This window comes from Streptomyces sp. NPDC127084, assembly GCF_042724175.1.
Taxonomy (GTDB): domain Bacteria; phylum Actinomycetota; class Actinomycetes; order Streptomycetales; family Streptomycetaceae; genus Streptomyces.
Genome location: NZ_JBHXFA010000148.1, coordinates 1 through 17382, shown reverse-complemented (window position 1 = coordinate 17382; position 17382 = coordinate 1). Strand labels below are relative to the sequence as shown.

At 68.5% G+C, this 17382-nt stretch carries 15 protein-coding genes; 4 read left to right on the top strand and 11 right to left on the bottom strand.

Going from position 1 to position 17382, the window contains the following annotated elements:
* Positions 1-13: 13 nt before the first annotated feature.
* From ACFWI9_RS27340 to ACFWI9_RS27295, 10 genes are all read right to left on the bottom strand, one after another.
* Positions 14-547 carry a hypothetical protein gene (locus ACFWI9_RS27340; protein ID WP_387165933.1) on the bottom strand — a complete coding sequence of 178 codons (534 nt, stop codon included), beginning with the start codon at positions 545-547 and terminating at the stop codon, positions 14-16.
* 257 nt (positions 548-804) lie between these two features.
* Complete coding sequence (locus ACFWI9_RS27335) at positions 805-1647, bottom strand: MurR/RpiR family transcriptional regulator (protein WP_387165931.1); 843 nt, start codon at positions 1645-1647, stop codon at positions 805-807.
* Between the two features lie 532 nt (positions 1648-2179).
* Complete coding sequence (locus tag ACFWI9_RS27330) at positions 2180-3085, bottom strand: class I SAM-dependent methyltransferase (protein ID WP_387165929.1); 906 nt, start codon at positions 3083-3085, stop codon at positions 2180-2182.
* Entirely contained in the window at positions 3085-4353 is a 1269-nt protein-coding gene (locus ACFWI9_RS27325) for an MFS transporter (protein ID WP_387165927.1), read from the bottom strand. Before ACFWI9_RS27325 ends, ACFWI9_RS27330 begins: the two co-directional genes overlap by 1 nt.
* Positions 4350-6008 (bottom strand): ABC transporter substrate-binding protein, encoded by a 1659-nt coding sequence (locus tag ACFWI9_RS27320; RefSeq protein ID WP_387165925.1) that lies wholly within the window; start codon positions 6006-6008, stop codon positions 4350-4352. The genes ACFWI9_RS27325 and ACFWI9_RS27320 overlap by 4 nt, the downstream gene beginning before the upstream one ends.
* A 9-nt stretch (positions 6009-6017) precedes the next feature.
* On the bottom strand, positions 6018-7289 hold the full coding sequence (locus ACFWI9_RS27315; RefSeq protein WP_387165923.1) for a formylglycine-generating enzyme family protein: 1272 nt from the start codon (positions 7287-7289) through the stop codon (positions 6018-6020).
* A complete protein-coding gene (locus ACFWI9_RS27310) occupies positions 7286-8068 on the bottom strand; it encodes a phytanoyl-CoA dioxygenase family protein (protein ID WP_387165921.1) in 783 nt (260 codons plus the stop codon). Before ACFWI9_RS27310 ends, ACFWI9_RS27315 begins: the two co-directional genes overlap by 4 nt.
* A gap of 33 nt (positions 8069-8101) precedes the next feature.
* Positions 8102-9229 (bottom strand): SUMF1/EgtB/PvdO family nonheme iron enzyme, encoded by a 1128-nt coding sequence (locus ACFWI9_RS27305; RefSeq protein WP_387165919.1) that lies wholly within the window; start codon positions 9227-9229, stop codon positions 8102-8104.
* Between the two features lie 816 nt (positions 9230-10045).
* Positions 10046-10654, bottom strand: a complete 609-nt coding sequence (locus tag ACFWI9_RS27300; protein WP_387165917.1) for a 1,4-alpha-glucan branching protein — start codon at positions 10652-10654, stop codon at positions 10046-10048.
* Between the two features lie 368 nt (positions 10655-11022).
* Entirely contained in the window at positions 11023-12411 is a 1389-nt protein-coding gene (locus tag ACFWI9_RS27295) for a cystathionine beta-synthase (protein WP_387165915.1), read from the bottom strand.
* 271 nt (positions 12412-12682) lie between these two features.
* On the opposite strand from ACFWI9_RS27295, the gene ACFWI9_RS27290 reads away from it, so the two are divergent.
* From ACFWI9_RS27290 to ACFWI9_RS27280, 3 genes are all read left to right on the top strand, one after another.
* Positions 12683-13678: an SGNH/GDSL hydrolase family protein gene (locus ACFWI9_RS27290; protein ID WP_387165937.1), complete on the top strand. Its 996-nt coding sequence runs from the start codon at positions 12683-12685 to the stop codon at positions 13676-13678.
* 283 nt (positions 13679-13961) lie between these two features.
* On the top strand, positions 13962-15182 hold the full coding sequence (locus ACFWI9_RS27285; protein WP_387165913.1) for an acetyl-CoA C-acetyltransferase: 1221 nt from the start codon (positions 13962-13964) through the stop codon (positions 15180-15182).
* Positions 15183-15457: 275 nt separating this feature from the next.
* A complete protein-coding gene (locus tag ACFWI9_RS27280; protein ID WP_387165935.1) occupies positions 15458-16384 on the top strand; it encodes a hypothetical protein in 927 nt (308 codons plus the stop codon).
* 261 nt (positions 16385-16645) lie between these two features.
* Here ACFWI9_RS27280 and ACFWI9_RS27275 read toward each other — a convergent pair whose 3' ends face one another.
* Complete coding sequence (locus tag ACFWI9_RS27275; protein WP_387165911.1) at positions 16646-16975, bottom strand: hypothetical protein; 330 nt, start codon at positions 16973-16975, stop codon at positions 16646-16648.
* Positions 16976-17074: 99 nt separating this feature from the next.
* Here ACFWI9_RS27275 and ACFWI9_RS27270 point away from each other — a divergent pair, with 99 nt between their 5' ends.
* Positions 17075-17305: a DUF4287 domain-containing protein gene (locus ACFWI9_RS27270; RefSeq protein WP_338672357.1), complete on the top strand. Its 231-nt coding sequence runs from the start codon at positions 17075-17077 to the stop codon at positions 17303-17305.
* The last annotated feature ends 77 nt before the right edge of the window (positions 17306-17382 follow it).

Here is a 17382-nt window from a genome sequence, read left to right as displayed (position 1 = left end):
CTGCCGTTCCGGATCAGCGACGCCCCGCCCCACCGGGCGCGGCGTCGCCGGCTGCCGGACCGGTGGTCCGGTACCCCTCGACGCGCGGACCGGCGGGCCGCCCCCGGGGCACCCACTCGACCGGCACCCACCACAGCACATCCGCCGCGCTCTCACGCCGCCCGATGAGGCCCGCCTTCAGCCAGAGCCCGGCCCCGGCACCGGCCAGCAGCAGTCCGCCCGCAGCCGGTACGGCGAGAGCGCTCACGGTCGCCGCCACCCAGGCGAGCAGCAGCCACCAGCGGTAGGCCCGCCTCCGGCCGCGTACGGTCACGGCCCGGTCCTGGAGGAAGTCACCCCGGGCGGCGCGTACGGCTCCGGCTTCCAGTGCCCGGTAGCGGGAGCGGCGTACCACCGCGACACAGGCGGCGGTGATGAGGAAGAGCGCGGCTCCGGCGTAGAGACCGATCCAGCGCCCGGTCAGTCCCGGAAGGAACAGCCCGACGCCCGCAGCGGTGAACCCGAGCCACATCATCGGAGCGGCACCGGCCCTTACGAGCACCGCCACCCGCGCAAGCGTCCGACCGCCGCCACGTCCCACGTCCACGCCCTCCTCATGCCGTCCCGGCGGAACAGTAGCCGCTGTTCATGAGGACCGGCTGAGAACGGCGGCATGCTCAGTACAGCCAGGCAACGCCCAGTACGAGGATGATCCTCCGCCTTGCGATTGCGTCCCCTCGGCCCTTGCGGGCCGGGGGAGGCCCCATGCGCCAGACGCCGCGGGCCCCGCCCTCCGGGCGGACGGCGCTGTTTGTCAGAGACGGCCTAATCGGCGAACAGTCCGCGCTCGGCCGCCCGCGCGTCGAACTCCTCCAGCCGCGCCTGTGCTTCCGGCAGGTCGTCGCACATCGCCTCCAGCAGTACCCGCCCCAGCAGCATCGGCGCGCAGGCGGTGTCGAAGGCGAGGCCGGTGCCGACCGCCGCCGGAATCAGCAGATCGCTGTGGGCACCGACCGGCGCGAAGGCGGAGTCGGCGACCGTGACGACGGTCAGACCGCGGGAGCGGGCGTGGTCGAGTGCCTCGATGACCTCCCGGGGATGACGCGGCAGCGCGAAGCACAGCAGCGCGCTCGCGCCCGCCCGCCGGGCCGCGTCGATGCGGTCGGCGACCATCGAGCCACCCTCGTCGATGAGGCGTACGTCCGGGTGCACCTTGGCGGCGAAGTACGCGAAGCCACGCGCCTGCGACGAGGCGGCCCGCAGCCCCAGCACCGGCAGCGCCCGGGACGCGGCGAGCAGCCGCCCGGCCCGCTCGACGGGAGCCGGGTCGGCGAGCATCTCCGCGAGGTGCCGCAGGTTCTCGATCTCCGCGTGCACGGCCTGCTGGTACTCGTTGAACTCTGTTTCACGCACGCCCGGTTCGGCGACCGGCGCGACCTCACGCAGATGACGGCGCAACGCCGGGTAGCCGTCGAACCCGAGCGCGACGGCGAAGCGGGTGACTGACGGCTGGCTGACCCCGGCGAGCTCGGCCAGCTCGACGCTGGACAGGAATGCCACATCCCCCGAATGGCGCACCATGCAGTGGGCGATGCGGCGCTGCGTGGGCGTGAGCCGCTGTCCCTCGAAGAGCTGCTGCAACCGTGCGGCAGGGCTGGTGTCGCTCATGCCGTCCCCCTTCTCAGCCTCAGCCTGGTCGGCGTTCTCACTGCACCGATCGTCCATTCAGTCCGCTGGAACTCTGCATAAGCGTATACAGGCAGAGCGGGGGCGAGCGAGTGGTCTCCGCGCCCTGAGAGCCGAAGCGCAGAGTGGCGATCTTCAAAGCGGCGGCCCCGAGCAGAGGGCGGAACCGCTTACCGCTTCCGCCGCATGCGAGACCGCCTCGTCCGTCGCTGGCAGCCGAAGGGGCCGCACCGGCGACCACGCGTCCTGCGTCGAGCGGTACAGCTCCGAGGACGTCCCGTGCCTCGTCCGGCGTCGTGGTGTGCGGGTCGTCGAGCAGGCGGTCGATGTGCCGCTGGCCGGTGGGGGTCGCGGGCGTTGTGGCGGAGGGGCCGGCCGCGATTCCGCACCCCGGCCGTGCGGAGGGCTCCGATGGGGCTGGGGGCCGAGGAGCCGCAGCGCGCGTGGGCGAGGCGTTGATCCCGGCGCCTCGTCCGCGAACCGCGCTGCGGTCATGTCCCCTGTGGTCGTCAGTTCACCAGCGCTTGACGAGAACGGTCAGCAGCAAGGCACCCCGGTCGTGGTTGCTGTAGCGCAGCATCAGGCGGTCGACCAGGTTCGCGGGCTGGAAGTACAGCCTCTGCCAGGCACCCTCGCCCGGGATTCCGAGCGAGCCCAGGAACATGGCCGACCCCAGCGTGCCGACTACGAACCCCTCGGCCTTGGCGGCTTCCACCAAGTGCCGGGGCGAGAGGGGCTCCTCGACGGGTGACAAGCCCTCCTGCGCACCCGCATCCGGGGTTCCCTGAACCGTACGACCTTTGGTGGCCAGCCAGTTCATAAGCTTCTCAGCTGGCTCGAAGAGCTGCCCGGCATAGCTCGCATTTGGCTCCCGGATGATCAACCGGCCGCCGGGGCGCAGGACGCGCGCCGCTTCCCGCAGTGCGCGCCGCCATTCGGGAAGATGGTGAAGCACGCCTGAGCAGACGACCCCATCGATCACCCCGTCCTCGATGGGAAGATCGCGGATGTCGGCTCGCAGGGCGACGCCCCTCTCGGGCGGGAAGGACTTGCGCGCGTACTCCAGCATCCCGGCGGAACGGTCCACCGCAATGACCCGGCGGGTGGACGACGCTATGTGCTCGGCCACTCTGCCCGTGCCGCTGCCGAGGTCGAGTACGACACCTTCCGGCGTCCTCTCCCGGATCCAGTCGAGAAGCCACGCTTCCGAGATCTTGGTGCGGGGAATCTCGCAGTAGGACTGGTAGTGAGGTGCTTCCTCGTCGTGGAACTTCTCGTCGATGACGGACTCTTCGTCATCGGGGAGGCCCATGGCCTCGAAGAGCGGCACGGTTCCCGCGGTGGGGTCGGCTCGTCGGATGCGGTCCTCCACCGCGAGCGCGGTGAACCACGGGACATCGTTTTCGCTTTGCTGATTCATCAAGCACTCCCAGACAGTGCGTAATCTTTCACGTCGCGCTTCTTCGACCGGGCCACGAGCGAGATCACGACGCCCACCGCGGCAAGGGTCAGGCCGACGGACAGGATGCTGTTCGAGGCTCCGACCAACCCGACGGCGGCGCCGCCGACGAAGGTGCCCAGTGGCGAGGCGACGCTGGTCATCGACCCGTAGTAGGAACTGACTTCATTGAGTTGGGCTGGCGACAGCCCGCGCTGCATGATCGTGCTGACGATCGGGCCGTAGGGCGCGTAGGCGAGGCCTCCGAGGAACATGGCCACAAGGGCCACGGAGAAGTGCACGGGCATCGCGACGATGAACATGGTGACGCCCCAGCCTGCGGCGCTGAGAGCCGCGATCCGCACCTGGGCGAGGCCGGTGAAACGCCCGGCCACGACACCACCGACCACGGCGCCCACCCCGAACGCGCTCCAGAGGATTCCCAGCGCCGCCCCGGTCTCCGGGCCGAACGACCGTTCTTCCACGATCAGCGGAAGCCCCACGACGAACGGCCCGTACAGAACGTGGAAGACCGCCGTAAGGCCGAACAGCATCCCGATACTCGGGACTCGGAGCGATTGCAGGACGCCCATGGACTTCGCGGGCTCAGGCCCGGCGTCCTGGTGCGCGCCCTGTGGCGGCCGCGTTGCGGCGGACCGGGGTATCAGGAGCAGAGTGACGGCGAAGAAGAGGAAGCTCAGCGCGTCAAGGCCGAGTGCCAGCCCCGGACCGAACCACGTGCAGATGAATCCCGCCGTGACGGGGCCGATCAAGGAGGCGGACTGGATGGCCAGCCCGACGAGGGAGTTCGCCGAGAAGAGCTGTCCCTCCGGCGTGATCTCCCGCACGATGGCCCTGGCGCCGGTTCCGTTGAGAGGACGAGTGACCGAGGACAGGGCCAGCAGTACCACGCACCAGGTGAAACTCAGGGTGGACGTGACGGCCAGAATCGCGACGACACCCAGGAGTGTGCCGCGCCACAGGTTGTCGGCCAGCAGCATGGTGCGACCGCTCAGCCCTCCGATGCGGCGGGCCATGAGCACTCCGCTGATCAGGCTCGGAACCAGATAGGCACCTGTGGCGACGGCGATGCCCATGGGACGTTCGCCGACTTCGAGCATGCTGATCGCCAGCATGACGATCGTGATGTCCGTCATGGCGTCACCGACGCTCGATACGGACTCGCCGATGAAGTATCGCCGGAAGGGCTTGTTCCTCAGTTGAACCCGGTAGCCCTCGCTCGCCGTCATGCGGGAGACCCTTCGGCTCCCCCTCGGAGCCGGAAGCTGCTGAAGTCGAGGATGTTGCCCATTTCGTTCTTGAGCCGTACTCCCTCCCAGCGATCGGCGTAGGTCAGATAGCTGACCTTGCCTGGGACGGCCACGAAGAACGACTGCTCCCGACAGTGCTCAGAGATCCTCCGGTACCTCTCACCGGCCTGCTCCTCCGTCGCCTGCTGGGCGCGGGCCAGGGCCTCGGCGAGTACGGGGTCGGAGATACCGAGGACGCTCGGCAGGGGTGCGCGCTCGTCGAGCATGGTCGACGCGAAGGCGTACGGGTGCGGGTAGTCGGCCGACCACCCGAGCCAAGTCAGCGGGCTGAGGCCGCTGTAGAGCGAACTCATCAGCGCGACGAAGTCGAGCGCCTCGATCTCCACCACGATTCCGGGATGGACCTGGCGCAACCCGTCTGCCATGATCTCCGCCGCACGTACGCGCGAGATGTTGGCCGCATGTGTGTGCATCACCAGCCGGAGTCCCTTGCGGGCGGCCTCGCCTCCCCACGCCTTTTCGAACTCCGCCCGCGCGAGCTCGAGATCGTACGGGGCGAGTGCGGAGGCGCCACCGGGAAGGGCTGGCAGCGGGAAGGGTACGGGGTGGTGCAGGCCCTCGCCGTCGAGGACGTCTTCGATATACCGATCATGGTCGAAGGCGTGCCCGAGCATGCGCCTCAGGTGGATGTCGGAGAATGCGTCCGGTCGGATGCCTTCCGGTCCGAACTCGCCGGAACCGAGGGCGGGAGAGTCCTTCGCCACGCTCTGGTTGATGAAGCCCATCGGCGTGATGCTCCACTCGCCGGGCTGTTTGTCCAACACGATGCCGTCGAGATCGCCGAGGCGCTCTCGGGACTCCGGCTGGCAGACCGAGAAGTCGCTTTTCCCGGCCAGCAAGTCGTCCTCCCGTACGAATCGGTCGTCCTCCGAACGGAGTGTCACCTCGGCGGGAGTGCCCTCAAGGTCCGACCAGTGCGCACTGTGGCGGATGAAACGCATGAAGCGCTCGTCACGGTCCCACTCCGCCAACGCGTAGGGGCCCGTGCCGTTTGTCGTGGCGTCGATCGCGCTGGTTCCGGCGTTGACGAACCGAGGGAGAGACGTGATGTCTCCGTCCCAGCAACCTGCCGTCGCAGCCCAGTTCCGACTCATGACCAGAGACCACTCGACGAGGAACGCGGCCAGGGGGTTGAAGTTCCTGCGTAGCTTCAGCAGCAGTCCGTCGCTCGTGACCTGAATGCGGTCGGCCATGGCCGTGGCCACCTCGGCGTCGAGCTCCGTCAGCGGCTCGCCCAGCAGGGCGTCGCTCCACAGCGACGCGGGTCCGTTGGCAGTGATCGCCATGCGCCGCAGTGAGTAGACAACGTCGTGCGGGCTCATGGTCGATCCGTCATGGAAACGGACACCTTCGCGCAGGGGTACCGTGGCCCATACCTCGGTCCCCTTCTCCTCCAGTATCGGCAGCGCCTCGGCTAGGGCGGGCTTAATGACCCGGTCCGGCGACAGCCGGTACAGCCCGTCGTAGATGTTGACGAGGGGGTGCCTCGACGCCGTGTCGAACGCCTTGTGCGGATCCAGTGTGGCCGGTTCATCGAAGGCTCCGATGACCAGGCTGGGCGATGTCTTGTTCACTGGCTGAGGTCACTCCCCGTTCGGTTCGATGACGCAGCGGAAGCCGGTCTCCGGGCCGTGCTGCAGTACGTGCTTGGCCACCCGGGTCTCACTGCTCAGCTCGTCCACCGGAGTGGCCCAACTCCCGCCCTTGATGCAAGCGGTGAGCGTCCAGTTTCCTGTGGTGTCGGCGTATGAGGCGGCGCCGACGAAGGGAGTGATCTCGTTGCCGTCGAGGTAGCGGGTCCGCGTCCACTCCCAGACGTTTCCGAGGAGGTCCGTGACTCCGGCCCTTGAAGCACCCCGCAGGTGCGCGCCGACCTCGCTGGTCAGCTCGGTGAGCTCGCCGCTGACGTACGCCTGGGTGATGTCGCCTCGGCCGGGTTCCCAGAACCGGGCATGAGTCGGCGTGGGTGCCTCCTCGCCCCACGGGTGGCGGCGGGCGGAGAGCTCCGCCGCGCGTTCCCACTGAGCCGCGCTGGGGAGCTTCTTGCCCTTCCAGGTGGCGTACGCCCAGGCGTCGAACCATGAGACGTGAGTGACAGGGTGGTGCAGCAGAGCTTCGCGCCGGTCTTGCGGAACGTGACGCAGGACGTCGTGGTCGTGCTGCGCGTCCTGGCCAGGGTGGCTCCACAGTGGGCCGTGCTCGTGCACGGCTTCGACGAAGCGTGCGTAGTCGGCCCAGGTGACGGGCCGGGCGTCTATGTAGAAGGCTCGTGACCGGGGGGTGGAGTCGGCCGGGATCTCGATCATTCCCGTGGTGTCGAAGTCGACGTTCCGCACGTCGGGGCGCTGGCCTCCGCTACTCATGACGAGCCGGGTCCGCTCCGCGGCGGGATCGTCGTGCCGGCCGATCAGTGCGGAAAGGGCCGTCACCCCGGCGTTGTACCTCGTGTCCCCGGGCGCGGAGGTGGCCCCGTCGAAGGCTGCGGCGGACCGGCCGGCCGCGATGAAGACCTCGTCCATCGTGCTGAGGGCACCGCGCTCGCGTATTGCGCTGAGCGCTGCGACCGAGACGCGATCGTCGGCGTCGTTGACAGCCCAGGCCAGCAAGGCTGCGGCCTCCTCGTCCTCGGGCTGTTCCGCAGCCACCCGCAGGACGGCGAGCCGTGCCGCGGCATGAGGGTGCAGGGCACCGATGGCCCACAGATCATCCGCGGCGGCGCGCCCCTCGGCGACGGCGTGCGCCAGTGTGGCCACGGCCGCGAGGAGGTCCTTCACCGCGGGTGCCGTTGGCGTCGTGGATTGCAGGCGTGCCCATGCCTCGGATTCAACTTCGGCGAGCGGGGCAGAGGGGTTCACGAGATCTCCTCGGATGCGGCGCTGACGAAGAGCGAGTCTGCGGCAGATATGTGCTCATAGCGAGCAGAATCGGAATCCTTGCCCACCGCACCGCGACCGGCGCAGTAGTAGAAGTACAGCGTTGCCCGTCGGTCGTCCCGGCGCGGCATCGCTTCGGATCCGTGGTAGATCCACTCGTGGTGGCAGACGAGGTCGCCCGCTTTCACCTCGACGTAGAAAGGTTCGGGAGCCACCGGACCGACCGGGTTTCGATGTGACCCGGGAATCACGGCGAGACAACCGTTGAACCGATTCGAATCGTTGAGGTAGATGCCTGCGGTGAATGCCGGCGAAAGTTCGTGGCCGGGAGGGAAGTCGCCGTGCCATCTGATGCGTGAGTAGCCACTTCGCGATTCGCCGGTCTTCAACTGCCATACGACGCCGTTGAGTGAATCCTCCAGCAGCCGGTGCTGATCGCTTCCCAGACCGGTGCGGACCGCGTGCATCGCGCTGGATCCGGCGAGCTTGGCCGCCGTCGCCGACTGCTTGGTGAAATAGTTGAGACGGTGATAGTAGGCGATCTGGCCGTTTTCGTCACGCGCTACCGGGATTGCCTTGTCGATGCGCTCGGCAGGGATTTCCCCATCCCGGATCATCTCTTGATAGGTATTGGCCTCCACGGAGATTTGGGCGACGTCTTCAGCACTGAGGAACCCCTCGTAGATGACGAAGCCGTTCTCTTCGTAAAAGGCTTTTTGTTGTGCTGTCACTTCACCGGAGAAGCGGTAACGGCCAGGCATGATGACTCCGTATTTGCTTGCTGTCTTAGGTGGTCACGAGCAGTCGCAGACGCATCTGAATCCGATCTCGAAGTGACGATCGAGGGCCAGATCACGCCCGCGGAAGGCGACCGACAGCTGCTCCGGCAGAGAGGTCCAGGTGCCTCCCTTGATGACCGCGTAGGAGCGCTGGTCGTAGATCACGTCGAGAGCGTCCCGGCCACCGTCGAGTGGACTGAAGGGAGGCCCGTCCGACGATGTGGCGGTCCACTCCCATACGTTGCCCGACATGTCCCGGACGCCATACGGGCTCTCGCTGCCCGCGATCCCCCGGGGGACTGTGGTGATCGCCGGCGAGGTGTCCAGTACCTCCAGGAGATGCCGTCGCCATGCCTCGACGCCCGCCCAGCCGGGCTCGGCCCGGAACGACGAGGCGTGCGTGCGAGTGGGGTCGAAGGTGTCGCCCCACGGATAGGCGCGGCCGTCAGTGCCCTGCGCCGCCACCTGCCATTCCGTCTCGTTCGGCAGCCGTTTTCCATGCGCCCTCGCGTACGCGTAGGCGTCGAACCAGTCGACGCCGGTCACGGGATGACCGGGGCCGCTGCGCTTGTCCAGCAGGGTGTTCCTCAGGTGGATCTTGTTGGGCTGCTCGGCGGGATGGCAGTACGTGTGCTCGGTGGCCGCGACGTCGGCCGCAAAGGCGTCGTACTCGGCGTTGCTGACGGGCAACGTGTCGATCATGAAGTCCCCGCAGACGCGCTCCTCCTGAGGGTCATCCCAGTCGAACACCAGCGAGTCCCGGTCGAAGGCCCGGGGCGGTCCTCCTCGGACGGAACCGGCCGGCACGCGCACCATGCCGTCGTGGACGTGGTTGCCGGTGTGCTTCGAGTCCTGGGGGGCCGCCGCCGGATAGGCGTTCAGGTCATAGCCGTCCGGGTAGATCTCGTCTTCCAGCTCGGCGAGGGAGTCAGGATCGGAGGTGCCGGCTATAGCGGAAATGGCTCGGAGTGCGACTGCGTGGCCGATTCCCACCGGTTTTCCCGCCTCATGACTCAGGCGACGGCTCGCCCGGCCGACGATGAGGAGCAGCTCGGGCAGCGCCTCGGTGAGCCGAAGACGCCCGGCGAGATCCAGTGCATCGAAAGCGATGAAATCCTCGTAGTCATGTGTCAGCCAAGTCACCGCATCACGAACGTCCGAATGGTTCGGAGCACGTCGCACGAGAGCGTTCATGAGAGCCTGCCGGACCCACGGCAATTCATGCATGGCAGCCGCAGCCGCAATATTGCTGATGTCCTGCTGGGGCGCTTCACGTACAGTGCAGGACAGTTCGATCAGTCCGGCTCCGATGCGAGCACCGTCCCCTGCGGCACCGGCCTTCGATAGATCCGCCAGGATGGAAACCCATTCAGCCAATTCTTCCCTCCAAATGGAATCGGGCACACAGGCAGCGCCTGTGTGCCCGATGCGAATTCCGGCATTACCACTTGTTGCCAAGAGCCAGAACCGGACGGTTCTTGCGGGCCTCACGGGCCGCCTTCCACTGAGCGGAGTACTGCATCTGAATCACCTCCTCTGCATATTCAGAACACTTCGAAACCGTAGATAGCAAAGATCGAAAAGCGCAAGTGTGATCAGAGTCACGTTTTCTGAGTCAATCGCCGGCGACTCGATGACTCGTCCACTTAATCAGCATTTATGACCACCCCGGATTAGGCATGTAAAGGCAGGCATGAATGCGGAATAGAGAATACCGATTCTCGTTACAACTACTTCTGGCCAAGTATCGAGCCGAAATCAATACGTGCCTGCGCCGCCCCTCGGTGCGTCAGTGTCACGACGGACTTCGGCCGCCTCGCCTGCCGGTCACCTTCACAAAGCACCCGGCATCTCCCGTTGTACGAGGGCGTGCTCATCGGCGGATCCCGGTCCTGGCCGCTCGTGCAGGAGACCCCGCACGGTGTGCGGCACGGCGGTGCTGTCTCCGACTCGGGGCCTTCAGGCGGTTCCCGTACCCGACTCCACCAGTGCGACGGCCGCGAGTACGCCCCGCGCAGCCGTTCCGTCCTGCCAGGTCCACCCGGCGACAAGGCGTACGGAAGACCCCTGAGCTGCCTCCCCCGGCCGCAGTACACGGTTGACCTGAACGTCAGGCCCGTCAGGCTCGTCGTCAGGGCCGGTTCCGTCCACGGTGACGGTCGGATCGGGGGTGTCGCTCTCGCTCTGGTGCTGCGGCATCGCCTCGCCGCGCAGGAGCGCGCGCAACTGCGCCGTCACCACCGGGTCGTGGACGCCGTCGTAGATCCACCGGGTGCCGAGCACCCCGTGCTCGGACGTGCCGATCAACGCCTCGCCGGGGACGCCCTCCAGCGCCGCGTCGCGGTAGCCCATCGGCACCAGGTACGCGACCGGCTGCTGCGCGGCGGCGTCCACCACGATCATGAACTCAATCCCGACCGCGCCCTCCGGGTCGTCCAGACGGAACCCACCGGCCTTGACCAGTTCCGGCGTTTCAGCGTGGCCCACATACCAGCTCTGCTTCGGCAGCCAGCCGGTGAGCAGCTCCAGCTTGGTGGGCGTCATTGTGGTGCGATGGATGGCGGCCATACGAGCTCCCTCACGCCTAAGATCCGGGGCCCGTCCTGCAACGGGACGTGATCGAACCTATAGGACACGGCCGTGCTTCCCGAGCGGTATCAAGTGGCCTCGTAGGGCCCGATGAACGCCCGGCATCGGCAGCCCGGCACCGGTTCGCGAAAACGGTACGGCTGCGACACGTCGGCGCAGCACGCGCTTAACACGCGTCCGCCACAGTGGTGGGTGTCGGCGTCGAGGACCTCCGGAGCGGCTCCCGGACCCCTGGACGCCCGGCGCGTTCCCGGCCCTGACCCGGGAACACGCCCCTCGCGGGGACCGCCGTCGTCCCGCCCCCCGTTCCGGGGGTGCGGCGGTCCCCGCGCTCACGTTCTCCGGTGCTACTTGGCGCCTTCCCGGGCGAGGAACGACAGCAGGTCCTGCCTGCTGACCACCCCGGTCGGCTTGCCCTCGACCAGCACGATCGCCGCGTCCGCCGTACCGAGCACGGCCATCAGGTCGCTGACCGGCTCACCGGAGCCGACCTGCGGCAGCGGGGGGCTCATGTGCTTCTCCAGCGGGTCGTGCAGCGACGCCCGCTGGGTGAACAGCGCGTCCAGCAGCTCACGCTCCACGACGGAGCCGATCACCTCGGCGGCCATCACGTCCGGGTGCCCGGCACCCGGCTTGACGATCGGCATCTGGGAGACGCCGTACTCCCGCAGGACCTCGATGGCCTGACCGACCGTCTCCTCCGGGTGCATGTGCACGAGCGACGGCAGCCCGCCGTCCTTGCGCTCCAGCACGGCGCCGACCAGCGGCTCGTCGCCGGCCTGCTCCAGGAAGCCGTAGTCGTTCATCCACTCGTCGTTGAAGATCTTCGACAGGTAGCCGCGTCCGCTGTCCGGGAGCAGTACGACCACGACGTCGTCCGGGCCGAGGCCCTCGGCCACGCGCAGCGCCGCGACGACGGCCATGCCGCAGGAGCCGCCGACCAGCAGGCCCTCCTCCTTGGCGAGGCGGCGGGTCATCTGGAAGGCGTCCTTGTCGGACACGGCGACGATCTCGTCGGTGACGTTCGGGTCGTAGGCGGTGGGCCAGAAGTCCTCACCGACGCCCTCGATCAGGTACGGACGGCCGGAGCCGCCCGAGTACACGGAGCCCTCGGGGTCGGCGCCGACGATGCGGACCTTGCCCTCGCTGATCTCCTTCAGATAGCGGCCGGTGCCGGAAATGGTGCCTCCGGTGCCCACACCCGCGACGAAATGGGTGATTTTCCCCTCAGTCTGTTCCCACAGTTCGGGACCGGTCGTCTCGTAGTGCGAGCGCGGATTGTTCGGGTTGGAGTACTGGTCGGGCTTCCAGGCACCGGGGGTCTCCTGGACCAGCCGGTCGGACACGTTGTAGTACGAGTCCGGGTGCTCCGGGTCGACGGCCGTCGGGCAGACCACGACCTCGGCCCCGTAGGCGCGCAGCACGTTGATCTTGTCCGTGGACACCTTGTCAGGGCAGACGAAGATGCACTTGTAGCCCTTCTGCTGAGCCACGATGGCAAGCCCGACACCGGTGTTCCCGCTGGTGGGCTCGACGATCGTGCCGCCCGGCTTGAGCTCTCCGCTCTGCTCGGCGGCCTCGATCATGCGCAGGGCGATGCGGTCCTTCACCGAACCGCCGGGGTTGAAGTACTCAACCTTGGCGAGCACGGTCGCCTGAATGCCCGCTGTCACGCTGTTCAGCTTCACCAGCGGGGTATTGCCAACCAGACTGATCATCGAGTCGTGGAATTGCACCTGTATGTCTCCGGGATCTCCGTAGTGGTTACGCCAGCGTATGCCGTATCCGAGTGAGATTGGGCGCCGGTCGTTACGGGGCAGTTAGCTCTTGAGTGACACGACGTGGACACGAGCGAGATGCCGTAGACGGGCAAGGTACGAGGACGGCGGACGCACCGCGGACGGCGGCGGACGCCCGAGACGGACGCACGGCAGGGCGCACGGGAGACGACAGCACGTTCGGCGGTACGGCTACGTGGAGGTGGCGGGGACTGTGTCGATGGCTAGGGTGGCGCGGCGTATCGCGGCGGGCGCCGCGTACGGCGGCGGAGGAATCGGACTGCTGGGGGCCGCGGCTGTGGGTCTGCTGCTGGCCGAGGTGCAACTGGCGAAACGGTCGGTGAGCGGCGGCACGGCGCCGATGCCCCCGGCCCCGGACGGGATGTACGGCGCGGTGTACGCCCCCGAGGCACCGGCGCGGTTCGTGGTGCTCGGCGATTCCACGGCGGTCGGCCAGGGGGTACGCCGCTCCGGGCAGACGCCGGGGGCGCTGCTGGCCTCCGGGCTGGCCGCGGTGGCCGAACGGCCGGTGGAGTTGCGGGTCGTGGCGGAGTGCGGTGCCAGGTCGGACGATCTGGCACGGCAGGTGAGTCTGGCGCTCCAGGATCCGGCGCGGGTGCCGGATGTGTGCGTCATCATGATCGGCGCGAATGACGTGACCCACCGCGTCCCGCCGACGGAGTCGGTGCGCTGCCTGGCGGCGGCGGTACGGCGGCTGCGCACGGCAGGCGCGGAGGTGGTGGTGGGCACCTGCCCCGACCTCGGCACCATCGAGCCGGTATACCAGCCGCTGCGTTTCCTGGCCCGCCGGGTCTCCCGGCAGCTCGCGGCCGCGCAGACCATCGTGGCGGTGGGGCAGGGCGGCCGGACGGTGTCGCTCGGCGATCTGCTGGGACCCGAGTTCGCGGCGAACCCGCGTGAGCTCTTCGGCCCCGACAACTACCACCCTTCCACGGAGGGGTACGCGACGGCGGCGATGGCGGTACTGCCGACGCTCTGCGCGGCGCTCGGGCTGTGGCCTGACGCGGACCGCCTCGAAATGGACCGGCACGAGGGGATGCTGCCGGTCGCGGAGGCCGCGGCGGAGGCCGCGCGGGAGGCCGGTACGGAGGTCACCGGGGCGCGCGGCCCCTGGGTCCTGCTCAAGCACCGCAGGCGGCGGCGGCTGCCGCCCCCGGTCGCGGCGGAGCCCACAGCCGCGGCGGAGGTGCGCCCTGGCGGGTAGGAGAGGTGCTCGCCGGCGCGTAGGGGCGGATCCACCGGCGGCTCACGGGCGGCGGCGGCTGCCGCCCCGGTCGCGGCCGTAGCGCACGCCCTCGGCGGAGGTGCACGCTGGCAGGAGTGGCGCGGCGGGGTCCGCCGGCGGCTCGCCGGGGGCCGGGCCGTTGCTGCCCCGTAAGCGAGCGCTTAGAAAAGAGGTCCTCATCACACGGCCCCCGCAGTGACCCGCGCGCTACGCAGCGGTAATTTCCCAGTCAGCCCCTCTGTCGCACTTCTCTGGAGCCGTGATGCCCGAAGCCGTGATCGTCTCTGCCGCCCGCTCTCCCATCGGCCGGGCCTTCAAGGGCTCGCTGAAGGACCTGCGGCCGGACGACCTGACCGCGACCATCGTGCAGGCCGCGCTGGCCAAGGTGCCCGAGCTGGACCCGAAGGACATCGACGACCTGATGCTCGGCTGCGGCCTGCCCGGCGGCGAGCAGGGGTACAACCTGGGCCGGATCGTGGCCGTGCAGATGGGTATGGACCACCTTCCCGGCTGCACCGTCACCCGCTACTGCTCGTCCTCCCTCCAGACCTCCCGCATGGCGCTGCACGCCATCAAGGCGGGCGAGGGCGACGTCTTCATCTCCGCCGGTGTCGAGATGGTGTCCCGTTCCGTGAAGGGCACGTCCGACGGCCTGCCCGACACGCACAACCCGCTGTTCGCCGAGGCCGAGGCCCGTACCGCGGCCGTCGCCGGGAGCGAGGGCTCGACCTGGCACGACCCGCGCGAGGACGGCCTGATCCCGGACGCCTACATCTCCATGGGGCAGACCGCCGAGAACCTGGCCCGGCTCAAGGGCGTCACCCGCCAGGACATGGACGAGTTCGGCGTACGGTCCCAGAACCTCGCCGAGCAGGCCATCAAGAACGGTTTCTGGGAGCGCGAGATCACCCCGGTGACGCTCCCCGACGGCACGGTCGTCAGCAAGGACGACGGCCCCCGCGCCGGAGTCACCCTGGAGGGCGTCCAGGGCCTGAAGCCGGTGTTCCGCCCCGACGGCCTGGTGACGGCGGGCAACTGCTGCCCGCTGAACGACGGTGCCGCGGCCCTTGTGATCATGTCCGACACCAAGGCGCGTGAGCTGGGTCTGACCCCGCTGGCCCGGATCGTGTCCACCGGCGTCTCGGGCCTGTCCCCCGAGATCATGGGCTACGGCCCGGTCGAGGCATCCAAGCAGGCGCTGAAGCGCGCCGGACTGACCATGGGCGACATCGACCTGGTCGAGATCAACGAGGCGTTCGCGGCCCAGGTCATCCCCTCCTACCGGGACCTGGACATCCCGCTGGACAAGCTGAACGTCAACGGCGGCGCGATCGCCGTCGGCCACCCGTTCGGTATGACCGGCGCCCGGATCACCGGCACGCTGATCAACGGCCTGCAGTTCCACGACAAGCAGTTCGGTCTGGAGACCATGTGCGTCGGCGGTGGCCAGGGCATGGCCATGGTCATCGAGCGCCTGAGCTGACACGGGGCGGCAGGCACCTGGCTGTGCCTGCCGCGTCGCCGCGTCCCGAACGTGACCCGATCTCCCCCAGGATGTGACCTATCTCCTGGGGGAGATTGATTTGGCCAGGTCAGAGGTACTCCCGGGGTAATCAACCCGCGTGAATCCCGCGCGATCCCTACCACAAGCTGTCCATTTCGTGATGTATTGCACTGACACGAGACATCAGCGCACGACAAGCTGATGTAGTAAGTCGATCCGGAGCCCTCAGAACCGGGAGTACGTCAGTGAGCGCCATGTCCCTCGCCCTCATGCTGACCGCGGCCACCGCCACGGCCGCGGGCGTCGCCGCCCTGCACGCCGCTCACGGCCTGCGCAGGCAGGTCACGGCCCTGCGTGCGGAGCTGTCCGCCCTGCACGGCGTTCCCGGTTCACTCGCCGTGGTGCCCGGAGCGCGCACCGCACCCGCCGAAGAGATACGTGCCGCCGTCGCCGAGGCGCTGGCCGACGAGCGGGAGCGCGAGCTGGCCGAAGCGCGTGCCTTCTGGGCCGCGCAGGAGGCACGCGAGGCCGCTGACGCCCCGACGACCCTGCTCGGTGGAGCCGGAGGCGGTTCCGGGGACGGCGAGCCCCCGCTCTTCATCCCGCGCCAGGCCGACTTCGCGGGGTTTGAGGCGATGGATCTCGAAGCAATGCGCCTCGACGAGGCGGTGTACGCGGCGGAGGCGATCGAAGCGGCGGAGTCGGCCGAGGCCGCGAGCGGCACCATCGACGCTGTCGAGGCGCTGGACGTATCGGGCGACTTCACCGGGTTCAGTGAGCCCCCGGCAGAGTTCGCCGAGGACTCCCCCGAGCTCGCCGCGGCTCGCCGCAGACACCCCTCCCACCCCGACTTCGTACCGGTCAGGACACCGGTGGTCACCGACCACGAACGGACCGTGGCCCGCCTGGAGGAGCTCGCCGAGAACGGTACGGCCCTCACCGACGTACGCCCGGGGCCGCTCGGCACCCTCGACGTCTACGTCTTCGCCGACGGAACGACGCTCTGTATCACCCCCGGCCACCGGGAAACAGCCGAGCGTCTCGCCGACGCGCTGCGCGGTGGGCAGACCCCCGTGCTGCTGGGCGGCTCCGGTGTGTCCGGCGCCTATGCGCTGACCTTCTCGTGCGGCTCCGACGAGAGCGTGTACATCCTCGCGGACCGCGTCATCGCATCCCTCTGACGGAACGCTCCTACCCCTGCCCCGCCCCTGCTTCCCCCGTTCCCGCAGGCAGCATCGCAAGCGGCTCCCCAGTGCTGTGACCGGATAGGTCCACCGGCTCGCGACGCCCTGCACGGCACCTCGCTGCGTTGTCGAATCACCCGAGTACATCCAGTACTAGGGCGATCTCCCCCTGCCTTCGGCGGGGGGGGACCCCCACCGCCTTGCGATATACCGCACCGGACGCCGCGAGCTTCCCGGCACACCTATCCGGTAACAGCACTAGAGCAGGGGGCGAAGGCACTCCCCCACCCGCGTCACACATTCCACGGCCTCGTCCAGCTCCCGCTGCGAGGCCGCCGCCATGCGCAAGGACTCAGCCAAATCCGTCCCTGCCACGCCGAGTTGGTCGGCGACGGCGAAGACCCCCGCGTCAGGCATGATCATCGGCTCCTTGTCCGGGGCCTCGATCCGCTGCGCCCGTCGCGCCAACTCCCTGGCCAGAGCCAGGCCCTCGGCCGCCGCCCCGCGCTGCAAGCGACTCTGAGGGGCGGCCCTCAGCCGGTCGGCGATCCGCTCCACGGCGGCGGTCAGAGGTGTCGTATCAAGCACAGCGCGACCCTATGCGCCGGTGCAGCACCATTGCCAATGGACGAACACTCAGGCACGGTGACGTGAAGGACCACACGCGCAAAGCGCACGGAGGCGCCGATGTCCCAAGTCTTCTCCGAAGAGACCCACCGCAATCTGCTCTCCCGCATCCCCCACTGCACCGGTCGTGAAGTGGCCGACTGGCTCCGCACCGTGGAGGAAGGCCCCGCTCTCTTCCGGTTCGAGGAGAAGGTCAGCTGGCTGCGCGGCGAACACAACCTCGCCTACGGCCACGCGAAAGCGATCATCCACGAGTACGACCTGAGGCGCGCGGCCCGCAGACTGCTGTAGCCCGCGCACCAGAGCCCCGCACCCCGACATCCCGCACCACCGGCGACAGAGAACGAAGGGCCTGCCCGGCTTCCAGC

What these genes read in the sequence shown, in the direction of transcription:
- ACFWI9_RS27335 (WP_387165931.1), bottom strand. Translation starts at nt 1,647, where the DNA reads ATGAGCGACACCAGCCCTGCCGCACGGTTGCAGCAGCTCTTCGAGGGA.
- ACFWI9_RS27325 (WP_387165927.1), bottom strand. Translation starts at nt 4,353, where the DNA reads ATGACGGCGAGCGAGGGCTACCGGGTTCAACTGAGGAACAAGCCCTTC.
- ACFWI9_RS27300 (WP_387165917.1), bottom strand. Translation starts at nt 10,654, where the DNA reads ATGGCCGCCATCCATCGCACCACAATGACGCCCACCAAGCTGGAGCTG.
- ACFWI9_RS27270 (WP_338672357.1), top strand. Translation starts at nt 17,075, where the DNA reads ATGTCCCAAGTCTTCTCCGAAGAGACCCACCGCAATCTGCTCTCCCGC.
- ACFWI9_RS27310 (WP_387165921.1), bottom strand. Translation starts at nt 8,068, where the DNA reads ATGCCTGGCCGTTACCGCTTCTCCGGTGAAGTGACAGCACAACAAAAA.
- ACFWI9_RS27285 (WP_387165913.1), top strand. Translation starts at nt 13,962, where the DNA reads ATGCCCGAAGCCGTGATCGTCTCTGCCGCCCGCTCTCCCATCGGCCGG.
- ACFWI9_RS27280 (WP_387165935.1), top strand. Translation starts at nt 15,458, where the DNA reads ATGTCCCTCGCCCTCATGCTGACCGCGGCCACCGCCACGGCCGCGGGC.
- ACFWI9_RS27330 (WP_387165929.1), bottom strand. Translation starts at nt 3,085, where the DNA reads ATGAATCAGCAAAGCGAAAACGATGTCCCGTGGTTCACCGCGCTCGCG.